Here is a 13752-nt window from a genome sequence, read left to right on the forward strand (position 1 = left end):
CGGTGGCCGCAGCAGGCCTGCGCGCTCCACTCCGGAGACATCCGTGGCAGCTCGCCTGGCCCGTCTCCAGCAGACGGCGGGGAACGCCGCCGTCGTTCGCGTGCTGGGACAGCAGGGGGAGGACGACGGCGAGGCCTCGCGGGCAACGAACACTGCCCCTTGAGCCCTCCCCCTTAACGACAGGTGTCACGTACAACAACTAGACACGGCACCCTAGTTGCCAAGGAGGATCTCCTGTGCGCTCTGTCGATCGGGAGCACCAGAAGGCCGGCGAGCGGACATCGGGCACGGCGCGCCGGTCGCAGCCGCCGACGACCATGAGCAGCGCATGGGTGAGGCATCTGCAGCGTGCGGCCGCGGACGGGATCACCTCGTCGCCCGGCGCAGTCGGCCCGGAGGCCACGACCGCCGACCGGGCGCGGATACAGCGAACCGCGGTCGACGAAAGCCTGCGGTCGTCGGCGCACCCGCTCGACCCCACGCTGCGCAGTGAGATGGAGGCACGGTTCGGCGGTGCCGACTTCAGTGGCGTACGGGTGCACGACGGGCCGGTGGCGCAGCGCGCCGCAGCCGCCGTCGAGGCGAGGGCGTTCACCAGCGGCGCCCACATCGTCGACGGCGGCGGGATGACGAAGAAGGACTGGGCGCACGAGTTGGCGCACACGCTCGACCAGGTGGCGGGACCTGTGCCGGGCACCGACAACGGCGCAGGTCTGCGTATCTCGGCGGAAGGCGACGCGGGTGAGCGCCGGGCGGTCAACGTTGCCGACCAGGTCATGGGAGCCTCCGCGCCCGTCCAGCGGGTGCCGGCCGAGTACGGCCACGCGGGGCACGGCCACACGCAGCCGCACACCGGTCAGGCGTCCGTCCAGCGGACGCACGGGAGCACCGCGGTCGAGGACCCGGCCGCCCAGGCGGCCGAGCAGCAGGCCAACGGTGCGGAGGCCATCGCCCGTCTGAGCCAGTCGATCGAGCGGCACACCGTGCAGACCAGGATGAAGAAGAACGTTTTCGCGCCGGGCACCTGGTGGCCCGAGCAGTGGATGCTCCAAGGGACGTCTCGGCTCAGGAAGACCCTGGACCGGCGTGTGATGCGTGGCGAGGCGTTCAGCGATCAGGACCTGGACGACATCAGGCACCTCTCCCAGGTCAATCCGCAGTGGCTCGACGCCGTGGGCATCGGCACCTACGAGCAGGCCGAGAACTACACCAAGGGCCGCTTCGACGACTGGCTGACCCTGCCCGCGGGCAAGCGCGTGCTCACGGCCACCTTGGCCGTCCGCGCCAACCACCCCGCCGTGCGCGGCGCGGACAAGGACACGCCGATCTCCCCCGACTACACGCTCGGCAGGTTCATGCTCACCCAGGCGCCCAGCACCTCGCCGCAGGAGAAGCAGGCCCTGGAACGGGAACGGGACCAGCAGATCCGGGACACGGCCATCGACACCCTGCACCCGGCCGGGATCGCTCCCGAGCGCCTGCACGCGGACGGCATCCCCGAGACGGGCCCCACGACCAGCAAGGGCAAGGGCAGGAGCACGGCGCCGAACGTCGTGGCGCAGGACGCCCGGGCCCGCGAGATGCTCACCAAGGTGCTGCTCATCCTGCAGAACGGGCTGAAGCTGTACGACCCGAAAGCCGGCGCGCACATGGCCGACTACGAAAAGGACGTCGTCCGCGCCCTCGCCCACGGCGGGCGCGTGAACATCCGTATTCCCGCCCTCGGCTCCGCGGACGAACCGGCCTACTCGCTCCCGCACTTCCTGGGCGTGACCCAGGACGACCGCACGAACACGCGCGCCGGTGACGTCATCGACCGCGGCTTCGCCACGCACCGCACCGCCATCACGGCCAACAAGGACGGCAAGCCCGGCGCGTTCAAGGAGAAGGGCGGCCCCCTGGCGTCACTCACCAACATGGTGTCCGTCGGCGCCGACCGCCCGGACCTGTGGGGACAGAACATCTCCGGCGGGGGTCTCGGCTCCAAGGACTGGAACGGCGATGTCGTGCTGCCGAACGGGTCGCACGGCCACATGCTGCTGGTCTACCACCGTCCGACGACGAGGAAGGACGGTTCGCTGCAGATCGGCATCGAGACGCTCGCCCCGCATGCCTCCAGTCCGGTGGGCTATCAGCACGACTTCCGCTCCACCGAGGCCACCGCGAACCCTGAGTCGGTTCTGCACGGCCACAAGGGCGACAAGGTCGGCTCGGGCGGGCTGGGCAAGAACGAGCGCCTGGTCGAACTCGCGGAGATGGGCAAGGCCCATGCCGGCGGAGACTGGCGCGCCTTCCTCGACGAGATCAAGAAGGAGTGGGATGCCGCACTGGCGGCGACCGACGACGGGTCGGAGGAGCGGCGGCTCCTGTACCAGGGCCTGGTCGGCCCGCGGGCCCGCCAGGAATCCTGACTTGACGACCATGAGGCCGCCCAGGCCCTGGTACGGGAGCCGGCAGCGTCAGCCCAGGTTTCCCAGTCGGGCGTCGCGCCAGAGATCCACCCCGCCGTCGGTGGCGTACTTGTCGATCTCGGCCAGTTCCTCGGCCGTGAAGTCGAGGTGGTCGAGGGCGGCCACGTTCTGCTCCAGCTGCTCGGTGCTGGAAGCGCCGATGACGAGGGACGTGACGCGCGGGTCGCGCAGGGCCCAGGCCAGGGCCATCTGGGCCAGGGTCTGGCCGCGGCGTCCGGCGATGGCGTTCAGGGATTTCAGACGCTCGCGCATGTCGTCGGTCAGCCAGGCGGCGTCCAAGGACGTGCCCCGCGACGCGCGCGAACCCTCGGGGATCCCGTCGAGGTAGCGGCCGGTCAGCAGACCCTGCGCGAGCGCGGTGAAGCCGATGACGCCGAAGCCCTCCTCCTGCGCCGCGTCGAGCAGCCCGTCGGTCTCGATCCAGCGGTTGAGCATGCTGTACGACGGCTGGTGGATGAGGAGCGGAGTGCCCAGGTCCCGGAGGATCGCGGCCGCCTGCCGGGTGCGGTCGGCGTCGTAGGAGGAGATGCCGACGTAGAGGGCCTTGCCCTGGCGGACCGCGGTGTCGAGCGCGCCCATCGTCTCCTCAAGGGGCGTGCTCGCGTCCAGCCGGTGGGAGTAGAAGATGTCCACGTAGTCCAGACCCATGCGCTGCAGGGACTGGTCCAGCGAGGCCAGCACGTACTTCCGCGAGCCACCGCCCTGACCGTAGGGTCCGGGCCACATGTCCCAGCCGGCCTTGGTGGAGATCACGAGCTCGTCGCGGTAGGGCGCGAGGTCCCGCTTGAGCAGACGTCCGAAGTTGCGCTCGGCGGAGCCGTAGGGCGGCCCGTAGTTGTTGGCCAGGTCGTGGTGGGTGACGCCGAGGTCGAAGGCGCGCAGGGCGATCTCGCGCTGCACTTCGAAGGGGCGGTCGTCACCGAAGTTGTGCCAGTAGCCGAGCGACAGGACGGGCAGGTCGAGTCCCGAGCGTCCGGTGCGCCGGTAGCGCATGGGGCCGTCGTAGCGCTCGGGGTTCGCCACGTGGTTCATCGGATGGTCTCCGGGTGGTGCGATGCGGGGTGCCCCGGGGGGCGGGAACGTGCCCACCTTCCTCCGCCGTGATCGGGAAGTCCAACCCTTCCCGCGCATCGGATTCAGCAGCGTCGATTCTGAATCCGCGCAGGCGAGTCGTGCAAAGAGTCCGGCAACCTTTTCGCCTCGGGCGGTCACTGAAGGGTGCACCATCAGCTCGCTCTCCCGAACGGACAGACAGACAATGCAGACAGCGAGGCAGGCCGCGCGGCGGCGCAGGCAGAGACGCAGGCTCGTGCTGGGCGCCACGGTGGGGTTGGGCGTCACCGGCGTTCTCGCCTACTTCGTCATGGGGCTGGTCCCGGACAGAAGGGCCGATGCGGTCGCCGCCGCGGCCACGCCGGTCGCGACCACTGCGGTCAGATCCACCCCCACGGCTGAGACCGGCACTCCGGACGCGTCGGCCAGTTCCGCTTCCCCGACCGGCACGCCCAAGCCGACGGCTTCCGCGGCCACGCCCGCCGCGCGGAAGTCGGCCAAGGTCACCCCGCTGGCACCGCGCAGGACGGCCGCCACCACGTCGTCGGCGGGACGGATCCAGCCCGGTACCTCCTACAAGGGAGTCGCCACCGCCTACGACGCCAAGGACGGAGACGGTGCGTGTCTGTTCGGCCCGAGCCCCGACCTCATGATCGCGGCGATGAACACCACCGACTACGAGACGTCCAGGGCGTGCGGCGCGTACGTGCTCGTGCGCGCGGCCAACGGCAGGTCCGTCACCGTACGGATCACCAATGAATGCCCGCTGCCCTGCGCTCCCGGACAACTCGACCTCAGCCAGCAGGCCTTCGCCAAGCTCGCCGATCTCAGCGTCGGCCGGCTCGCGATCACCTGGAGCCTGGTGAGCCCCAGCTCCATCGGCACCATCTCCATCCGGTACAAGACGGGGTCCAGCGTCTACTGGTGCGGCATCCAGGTCATCGACCACCGAAACCCCGTGACGGCACTGGAGGTACGGACCGGGAGCGGCTGGCGGCGGCTGCCGCGGACCAGCTACAACTACTTCCTCTCCGCCGACGGCGCCGGATGCGGCGGCTCCATCAGGATCACGGACATCTACGGCCAGCAACTGACCGTCAACGGCCTCGCCGTGAAGCCGAACGTCGTGCAGCACACCCAGGTGCAGTTCGCCCGGCACTGAGCACCCCGGCCACCGCTACGGTCGTCGTGCATCCCTCACCGGGCGCCGTGTGGACCGGCGAGGGATCAGCACCGGCTGTACGAGCCGACGCCGGTCCACACCGGCGCGGCCGTTGATGACGGCGATCAGCAGGTCGACCGCCGCGTCGCCGGTGCGGTCCGGACGGAGGCTGAGCGTGGTGACGGGTGGTGTGGTCGTGGCATAGTCGGGGTCCTCGCTGACGCAGGCCACCAGGAGATCCCGCGGTACCCGAAGACCGTGCTGGCGGGCGGCGGCGAGGATGTTGTGACCGGAATCGGAGTAGACGCCGATGACGGCGTCCGGTCTCGGATCGTGGTCGAGCAGCCGGGCGACCGCCTCCTGTTCCGCCGTGAAGTAGTCGGGCATCGACGCGTACTCCTCCACCAGGACATGCATGTCCTGTTCGGCGCACCAGATCCGGTGGGCGTCGGCGATCAGGCGCGGGTACGCGTCGTCGTGCACGGGCAGGGTGAGCCCGATCCTCCGGGCACCGCGGTCCACGAGGTGGTCGAGCAGGAGCCGCAGACCGGTGTCGTGGTCGGCGTCGACCCACGCGTCGCACCAGTGGGCTTCGGGCGGCCGGCCTTCGCAGACCATGGGGATCCCGCGCTCGCTCAGCAGGGAACGTACGTGGTCGTCCGCGCGTGGGCCGACGTGGATGACGCCGTCCATCGGGGTGTTCAGCCACATCCACGGCGACATGGAGTTCGGCATCACCTGCAGCAGGTAACCGCGTTGGTGTGCCGCCGCCATGGCAGCCAGCACGAGGTGCGCGTAGAACGGGATCTCGGTGTAGGGGACGGGCAGGTCGCCGTACGTGGTCATGGTCAGGCCGAGCACCCCGGTGGCGCCGCGGGCCAGGGCGCGGGCGGTGCTGGCGGGGGCGTAGCCGAGTTCGCCCGCCGCGGCCAGGACGCGTTGCCTGGTCGCCTCGGAGAGCCGGCCGGTGCCGTTGAGCGCGTTGGACACCGTGGCCGTGGACACGCCGGCCCGGGCGGCCACGGCGTCCAGCGTGGGACGTCGCCAGACACGCGAACTCGTCATACGGACCCCACGTTCCCAACTGCCCTGTGACGCCTTGTGGTTAAGAGCCTAATCAGTCAGCGTGCCCGGCGACGTCCCCCGGCTGCCGGTGGACGGGGCTCAAGCATGCACACGTCACCAGGACATGAAGAGGACTCGGTGGAAGCGACACATACGCAGGTGCGGCGAAGCACCACATCTCCGGTCGTTGCGGCGCGTGGTGCGCTGTGGACCTTCGTCGTCGTCAACTTGGTGATCGTCGAGGGACTCTTCCTCACGGCAGGGACCGGCGGTCAGAACGGAGTGCTCACGGTCGCCAGGTTCTTCGGCCTGCACGCCGCCGTACTCATGCTGTTCCAGCTGCTGCTGGTGGCACGGCTGCCGTGGCTCGACCGCCGCGTCGGCATGGACCGGTTGACGCTGTGGCACCGATGGGTCGGCTTCACCCTGCTGTGGACCATCCTCGCCCACGCCGTCCTGGTGATACTCGGCTTCGCGAAACTGAGTGGCACCTCGATACCGAAGACCTTCTCCTCGCTGGCCGACGTGCCGGCCTCCCTGCTGGGGATGTGCGCGGCGGCGATCGTCGTGGTGATCGCCGTGGTCTCCGCCCGCTACGTGAGACGGCGGCTGCCCTACGAGGTCTGGCACGGCCTGCACCTGCTGCTGTACGTGGCGTTGGGGCTGGCGTTCGTGCACGAGTTGCGGGAGACCACGACGTTCAAGTCCTCCGCGTTCGCGGAGATCTACTGGTGGGCCTTGTGGCTGTTCGCCTTCGGTGCCCTGATCGCGGGGCGGGTCGTCATGCCTGTGTGGCGCAACGTCTATCACCGCTTCGAGGTCGCCGCGGTGGTGGAGGAGTCCGACAACGTGGTTTCGGTGCACATCACCGGCCGCCGTCTCGACAGACTGCCGGTCCGTGCCGGGCAGTTCTGCATCTGGCGGTTTCCCGGGCACAACCCCTGGTGGCTGGCCAATCCGTTCTCCCTGTCGGCAGCGCCCGACGGCCAGACGCTGCGGCTGACCGCCAAGGCGCTCGGCAGCACCAGCGCCGGACTGCGGCACCTCGAGGTCGGCAGCCGCGCCTTCGTCGAGGGCCCGTACGGGGCGTTCACGTCACTGCACCGAACGCGGTCCGGTGCGTTGCTGATCGCCGGAGGCGTCGGGATCACGCCCATCCGCGCGCTGCTGGAGGAGGATTCGGCCGGTGATGTCGTCGTGCTGTACCGCGTGCGCAGTGAGAGTGACGCGGTCCTGGTCGACGAGGTGCGTACGCTGGTGGCCCGCCACGGCGGACGGCTGCACCTGCTCACCGGCCGGCGGGACGAGGGGGCCTCGCCCATCGAGCCGGACGGTCTGCGGGCCCTCGTCCCGGACGTTGCCGAACGCGACGTGTACGTCTGCGGGCCGCCGGCGATGACGTCGACCGTCCTCAGTGCGCTGCGCGCGCTGGGGGTCTCCCGACGGCAGGTGCACGCGGAGCGGTTCGGCCTGGCCTGACGATGCGTTCATGGCAGCGGCTCCACGCGCGGTGAGGATGCCTCGCCCGTTTCGCGGTTCAGTGAGGGCGTGATCGTCACCGGCGCGGCCATGCGTAGCGGGTCTCGCTGGACGTCGGCAGCTTGCCGAAAGCGAATCCCACAGCGGGTTCGACGCGATACAGCCTGACGTCGCCGGCGACGACGGGCTCGCCCAACCCGTAGCGCCGGCCAGCCGGCGCCGTCTCCTGGTGATGACCCGGGTTCGCAGCGAAACTCATCGGTCACGATCTCGACGCAAGAGACATCCCATCACAGATGGGGAACATTGATGGGATGGATCTGGTAGCGACATCCCATGTTGCCTCCCTCTCACCTTGCGTCTTCCGCAAATCTCCTCCCGCTTTCGTCCTACCCCTAGACAACCCCGTCGCTACGACCCTATAAACATCCCATCTCTCCACCAGCGACACCCAATCGTCGCACCGGCGTAACAACCCCGCCTTCGGGACCAGCGCGAGGAAGTACCCATGAGACTCAGAACCGCACTCAGCTCCACCGCGTCCGTCGTCTGCGCACTGACGCTGCTCAGCGCGTGCAGCGGCGGCTCCGGCACCTCCGCCTCGTCGAGCGACAAGCCGCTCGTGGGCGTCGACTACCCGCGGTCCGACACCGACTTCTGGAACTCGTACATCAAGTACACGCCCGATTTCGGCAAGCAGCTCGGCCTGTCCCTCAAGACCACGAACTCCCAGAACGACGTCGCCAAGCTCACCGCCAACGCGCAGACGTTCATCAGCCAGGGCGTCAAGGGCATCGCGATGGCTCCGCAGGACACCGCGGCGATCGCGCCGACCCTGGCTCAGCTGGAGGCGAAGAAGATCCCCGTCGTCACCGTCGACACCCGTCCCGACAGCGGCAAGGTGTTCATGGTGGTACGGGCCGACAACCGCGCCTACGGCGAGAAGGCCTGCCAGTTCCTCGGCACGAAGCTCGGCGGCAAGGGCAAGGTCGTCATGCTGGAGGGCGGCCTCGACTCGATCAACGGCCGTGACCGCACCGAGGCGTTCAACGACTGCATGAAGAAGAACTACCCCGGCATCAAGGTGTTCGGCGAGGCCACGAACTGGGACGGCGCGGTCGCGGCGCAGAAGCTCCAGACGGACCTGACCGCCAACCCGGACATCAAGGGCGTCTACATGGAGTCCAGTTTCGGCCTGTCCGGCACGCTGCAGGTGCTCAAGCAGAAGAACCTGCTGGTGGGTCCGAAGGACAAGAAGCACGTCTTCATCGTGTCCAACGACGGAATCCCCGAGGAGCTCAAGGACATCGCCGCGGGCAAGATCGACGCCACCGTCTCCCAGCCCGCCGACCTGTACGCCAAGTACGCCCTGTACTACCTGAAGGCCGCGATCGACGGGAAGACGTTCAAGCCGGGCAAGACCGACCACGACAGCACGATCATCAAGGTCCGTGACGGTCTGCTGGAGGACCAGCTCTCCGCTCCCCTGGTCACCGCCGACGGCGGCACCTACGGCGGTGTGGCCAGCGTCAAGAGCGACGACACCTCGCTGTGGGGCAACAACCTCGGCTGACCTGCCTTCCCAGGGACCCAACGGCTATCCAGTACAAGGCGGTTGAGATGAGCGACGGGGAGCGTACTGTCACCCCCGCGCCCGCACCGGCGGACGACGGGCGGGCCCCCGCGGCCCCGCCCGTCGTCGAGGCGGCGGGCATAGTCAAACGATTCGGTCCGACCGTGGCCCTCAACGGAGCCCGGATCACCATCAGGCCCGGCGAGACCCACGCGCTCGTCGGCCGCAACGGGGCCGGCAAGTCGACCCTCGTGTCCGTCCTGACGGGCCTGCAGGCCCCCGACGAGGGCACGGTCACCTTCGGCGGCGACCCGGCACCACGGCTGAGCGACCGCGACGCCTGGCGCCGGCGCGTGGCCTGCGTCTACCAGAAGTCGACGATCATCCCCACGCTGACCGTCGCCGAGAACCTCTTCCTGAACCGCCATCACCACGGCCGCAACCGGCTGATCAGCTGGACCGGCGTCCGCCACCGGGCGCGGGAGCTGCTGTCAGCCTGGTCGGTGGACGTCGATCCGCAATCCCCGGCCGGTGAACTCAGCGTGGAGCAGCGGCAGTTCGTCGAGATCGCCCGGGCGCTGTCCTTCGGGGCGCGGTTCATCATCCTCGACGAGCCCACCGCGCAGCTCGACGCGGCGGCCATCAACCGGCTCTTCGACCGCATCCGCGACCTGCAACGCCAGGGCGTCACCTTCCTGTTCATCAGTCACCACCTCCAGGAGGTCTACGAGATCTGCGACATGGTGACGGTGTTCCGCGATGCCCGGCACATCGTGACCGCGCCGGTCGCCGAACTCCCCCGCGCAGAGCTGGTCGCCGCCATGACCGGTGAGGCCGCGGCCGACCGGCGGCAGGAGCGCGCCGGCAGTCTGGACGAGAGTGCCGCTCCCGCGCTGTCCGTACACGCCCTGGGCAGCGACGACACCTACACCGACGTCACCTTCCAGGTGGGCGCCGGTGAGATCGTCGGCCTCGCGGGTGCGGCCGCCAGCGGACGGACGGAGGTCGCCGAGACCGTCGTAGGACTGCGGGCCGCGGCCACCGGGGAGCTGGAGATCGCCGGACGCCGGCCCCGGCCGGGCAGCGTGCCCGCCGCGCTCGCCGCAGGCGCCGGGTTCGTCCCGCAGGACCGGCACCACCAGGGATTCGTGCCGGACATGTCGATCGCCGACAACGCCACCCTGTCCGTGCCCAAGCGGCTGGGGAAGAACGGCTTCCTCAGCCGGGGCCGCCGGGACCGGCTCGCCGAGGGCCTGATCGAGAACCTGGCGATCAAGACCCCGGGACCCGAGCTGCCCGTCTCCGCCCTCTCGGGCGGCAACCAGCAGAAGGTCGTCATGGCACGCGCCCTGGCCGACGACCCCCGCCTGCTGGTCCTGATCAACCCGACCGCCGGCGTGGACGTGCGCTCCAAGGAGTTCCTCCTCGGCAAGGTCGAGGAGACCGCCGAGTCCGGCACCGGCGTGCTCATCGCCTCCGACGAACTCGACGACCTGCGCATGTGCGACCGGATCCTGGTGATGTTCCAGGGCCGGGTCACGACCGAGATACCCCGCGGCTGGCACGACCACGACCTCGTGGCCGCGATGGAAGGAGTGGACCTCAATGCCTGAAACCGTCCTCGCGGACGCCGCCGCCCAGTCCGTCGACCCCGGGCACAAGCGCACCGCGCTGCTCGGCGGCCGGATCCCGCTGGCCCGGCTGCGCGATCTGGCGCTCGTCCCCGCGATCGTCGTCATCGCGATCGTGGGCCAGATCGTCAACCCGGTCTTCCTGCAGGCCGACAACCTCATCAACGTCCTGCAGACCATGTCCGAGATGGCCCTGCTGGTCCTCGCGCAGACGATGATCCTGATCGTCAAGAAGATGGACCTCTCCCTGGAGTCCACGATGGGCCTGGCGCCCGGCGTCGCGGCCTGGCTGGTCGTCCCGGCCGGCGCCGGACACGGACTCGGTCTGCTCCCCGGCGCCTGGGCGGTCCCCATCACCCTCGCCGTGGGGGCGCTCGTCGGCGTGATCAACTCGCTGCTGATCATCCGCTTCGGCCTCAACGGCTTCATCGTCACGCTCGGCATGCTGATCGTGCTGCGCGGCATCCTCACCGGCATCTCCGGCGGCCAGACCTTCTTCCAGCTTCCGCAGTCGATGCTCTACGCCGGAACCGCCGAATGGTTCGGCATGCCCGCCTCCATCTGGATCTGCCTGGCCCTGTTCGCCGTCGCGATCGTGGTGCTCGGCTGGACCAGCTTCGGCCGCTCGCTGTACGCCATCGGCGGCAACGTCGACGCCGCGAAGGCGGCCGGCATCCGTACCGACCGGGTGCTGTGGATCGTCATCGTCACCGGCAGCGTGCTCGCCGCCCTCGCCGGGCTGATGCTCTCCGGACGTCTTGCCTCGGTCGCCTCCGCGCAGGGCAACGGCTACATCTTCACCGTCTTCGCCGCCGCCGTCATCGGAGGCATCAGCCTCAACGGCGGCAAGGGCACCATGTTCGGCGCGTTCTGCGGCATCCTGCTGCTCTTCATGATCCAGAACGTGCTGACGCTGGCCGGTGTCCCGGCCCAGTGGATCGGCGCCCTCAACGGCCTGATCATCCTGGTCGCCCTCGCCATCTCCCGCATCACCGGCGGCAAGGTCCAGGAGTGACCCGGGCGGCCCGTCGGCCGCCCGACCTCCGCCGCGTTCACGTCTCGTCGCAAGGGGGCCCGTCTCCCTTGCCCCTCACAGGAGTTGCCGCCATGTCCTCCCCCGTTCCCGCATCCGCCCGCATCACCGCCCTGGACGTCCTGGACGTGCGGTTCCCCACCTCCGAACATCTCGACGGCTCGGACGCCATGAACCCCGAGCCGGACTACTCCGCCGCCTACGTGATCCTGCGCACCGACGCGGGCGACGGACTGGAGGGCCACGCCCTGGCCTTCACCACCGGACGCGGCAACGACGCCCAGGCCGCCGCCATCGCCACCCTCGCCCCGCACGTGGTCGGCCTGTCGGTGGAGCAGATCTGCTCCGACCTCGGCGCGTTCTCCCGCTCCCTCGTCCACGACCCGCAACTGCGCTGGCTGGGCCCCGAGAAGGGCGCCATCCACATGGCGACCGGGGCGGTCGTCAACGCCGCCTGGGACCTGGCCGCCAAGCGCGCGGGCAAGCCCGTGTGGCGGTTCCTGGGCGAGATGTCACCGGAGGAGCTGGTCGCCCAGGTGGACTTCCGCTGGCTGTCCGATGCCCTCACTCCCGAAGAAGCGCTCGACATCCTGCGCCGGGCCGAACCGGGCCGCGAGCAGCGCATCGCCCACCTCCTCGACCAGGGCTACCCCGCCTACACGACCACCCCCGGCTGGCTCGGCTACTCCGACGAGAAGCTGGCCCGCCTCGCCCGCGAGGCCGTCGCGGACGGCTTCACGCAGATCAAGCTGAAAGTCGGCGCATCCCTGGAGGACGACATCCGGCGCCTGCGCGTCGCCCGCGAGACCGTCGGCCCGGACATCCGCATCGCCGTCGACGCCAACCAGAGATGGGACGTCCAGCCCGCCATCGACTGGATGCGGGCGCTCGCCCCCTACGACCCGTACTGGATCGAGGAGCCCACCTCCCCCGACGACATCCTCGGCCACGCCGCCGTCCGCAAGGCGCTCACCCCCATCAAGGTCGCCACCGGCGAACACGTCGCCAACCGCGTCGTGTTCAAGCAGCTGCTGCAGGCCGGCGCGGTCGACATCGTGCAGATCGACTCCGCCCGCGTCGGCGGCGTCAACGAGAACATCGCCATCCTGCTGCTGGCGGCGAAGTTCGGCGTGCCGGTCTGCCCGCACGCCGGCGGCGTCGGCCTGTGCGAGATGGTGCAGCACCTGTCGATGTTCGACTACGTCGCCGTCTCCGGCACCACCGAGGACCGGGTCATCGAGTACGTCGACCACCTGCACGAGCACTTCGTGGACCCGGTCCGCATCGTCGACGGCCACTACCTCGCGCCGACGCTGCCCGGACTGAGCGCCCAGATGCATCCCGCCTCCCTCAAGGAGTACAGCTACCCCGACGGTCCCGTCTGGTCCGCCCGTGTCTGAACCCCTCGCCCTGGTCGACGCCCACCACCACGTGTGGGACCTGGACCGCCGGCCCCAGCCATGGCTGGACGAACCCGGTCTCGAGCCGATTCGCCGCAGCCACGGCACCGAGGACCTGCGACGGGCAGCCGACCGGCCCCTCGCGGGGCGCCGGCTGACCAGCACGGTGGTCGTGCAGTGCGTGACCTCCGTGGAGGAGACGGCGGACCTGCTCGACCTCGCCGGCCAGGATCCCCTGGTCGGCGGGGTGGTCGGCTGGGCGGACCTGACGTCCCCCGCCATCGGCGACGTACTCGACGAACTGCGCGCCCGGCCAGGGGGCGGGTACCTACGGGCCCTGCGCCACCTGGTGCAGGGCGAGTCGGCCCCGGAGTGGCTGCAGCAGCCGTCCGTCGAACGGGGCCTGCGCGCCGTCCAGGACCGGGACCTCGGCTACGACGTGCTCATCCGCAGTCACCAGTTCCCCCAGGCCCTCCGCCTCGCCCAGCGCTTCCCCGACCTCCCGCTCGTCCTGGACCACGCGGGCAAACCGCCCATCGGCCAGGCCTCTTTGTCCGACTGGGCGCGCCAGGTGCGCGTGCTGGCGGGCTACCCCCAGGTGCGGTGCAAGGTCTCGGGGCTGATCACCGAGGCCGATCACCGCACGTGGACGATCGACGACATCCGCCCCGTCTGGGACACCCTCCTGGCCGCGTTCGGTCCCGAGCGGCTGATGTTCGGCTCCGACTGGCCCGTCTGTGTCCTCGCCGGAGGGTGGTCCCGCTGGGCTGCCACCGTCGAGCGCCTGCTGGACGGCTGCTCGCCGCACGAGAGGCACGCGGTGCTCTGCGAGACGGCCACCGCCTTCTACCGCCTGTCCGACCACCAGAACGACACATAAGGAGA

The 13752-nt window shown here is 69.8% G+C and carries 10 protein-coding genes; 8 read left to right on the forward strand and 2 right to left on the reverse strand.

Features of this window, described 5'->3' with window-relative positions; translation table 11 throughout:
• Positions 1 to 236: 236 nt before the first annotated feature.
• Positions 237 to 2411, forward strand: a complete 2175-nt coding sequence (locus GRC12_RS02895; RefSeq protein ID WP_208777033.1) for an eCIS core domain-containing protein — start codon at positions 237 to 239, stop codon at positions 2409 to 2411.
• 48 nt (positions 2412 to 2459) lie between these two features.
• Here the strand turns inward: GRC12_RS02895 and mgrA are convergent, their stop codons facing one another.
• Positions 2460 to 3503 carry an L-glyceraldehyde 3-phosphate reductase gene (gene mgrA / locus GRC12_RS02900; protein ID WP_208777035.1) on the reverse strand — a complete coding sequence of 348 codons (1044 nt, stop codon included), beginning with the start codon at positions 3501 to 3503 and terminating at the stop codon, positions 2460 to 2462.
• A gap of 226 nt (positions 3504 to 3729) precedes the next feature.
• Between mgrA and GRC12_RS02905 the strand changes: the two genes are divergently transcribed.
• Positions 3730 to 4686 (forward strand): expansin EXLX1 family cellulose-binding protein, encoded by a 957-nt coding sequence (locus tag GRC12_RS02905; protein ID WP_208777036.1) that lies wholly within the window; start codon positions 3730 to 3732, stop codon positions 4684 to 4686.
• Positions 4687 to 4701: 15 nt separating this feature from the next.
• Here GRC12_RS02905 and GRC12_RS02910 read toward each other — a convergent pair whose 3' ends face one another.
• A complete protein-coding gene (locus GRC12_RS02910; RefSeq protein ID WP_208777037.1) occupies positions 4702 to 5751 on the reverse strand; it encodes a LacI family DNA-binding transcriptional regulator in 1050 nt (349 codons plus the stop codon).
• Positions 5752 to 5856: 105 nt separating this feature from the next.
• Between GRC12_RS02910 and GRC12_RS02915 the strand changes: the two genes are divergently transcribed.
• The 6 genes from GRC12_RS02915 (at position 5857) to GRC12_RS02940 (ending at position 13747) form a co-directional block, all read left to right on the forward strand.
• The gene (locus GRC12_RS02915; protein WP_208777038.1) at positions 5857 to 7230 is read left to right on the forward strand and encodes a ferredoxin reductase family protein; all 1374 of its coding nucleotides are present in this window, start codon (positions 5857 to 5859) and stop codon (positions 7228 to 7230) included.
• 508 nt (positions 7231 to 7738) lie between these two features.
• A complete protein-coding gene (locus GRC12_RS02920) occupies positions 7739 to 8803 on the forward strand; it encodes a sugar ABC transporter substrate-binding protein (protein WP_133047739.1) in 1065 nt (354 codons plus the stop codon).
• Between the two features lie 47 nt (positions 8804 to 8850).
• Positions 8851 to 10416, forward strand: a complete 1566-nt coding sequence (locus tag GRC12_RS02925; RefSeq protein WP_208777040.1) for a sugar ABC transporter ATP-binding protein — start codon at positions 8851 to 8853, stop codon at positions 10414 to 10416.
• Entirely contained in the window at positions 10409 to 11449 is a 1041-nt protein-coding gene (locus GRC12_RS02930) for an ABC transporter permease (protein ID WP_133047737.1), read from the forward strand. The genes GRC12_RS02925 and GRC12_RS02930 overlap by 8 nt, the downstream gene beginning before the upstream one ends.
• 92 nt (positions 11450 to 11541) lie before the next feature.
• The gene (locus tag GRC12_RS02935) at positions 11542 to 12867 is read left to right on the forward strand and encodes an L-fuconate dehydratase (RefSeq protein ID WP_208777042.1); all 1326 of its coding nucleotides are present in this window, start codon (positions 11542 to 11544) and stop codon (positions 12865 to 12867) included.
• Complete coding sequence (locus tag GRC12_RS02940; protein WP_208777044.1) at positions 12860 to 13747, forward strand: amidohydrolase family protein; 888 nt, start codon at positions 12860 to 12862, stop codon at positions 13745 to 13747. The genes GRC12_RS02935 and GRC12_RS02940 overlap by 8 nt, the downstream gene beginning before the upstream one ends.
• Positions 13748 to 13752: the final 5 nt, after the last annotated feature.

The organism is Streptomyces griseorubiginosus, from assembly GCF_017614965.1.
GTDB classification, from domain to species: Bacteria; Actinomycetota; Actinomycetes; order Streptomycetales; family Streptomycetaceae; genus Streptomyces; species Streptomyces griseorubiginosus_B.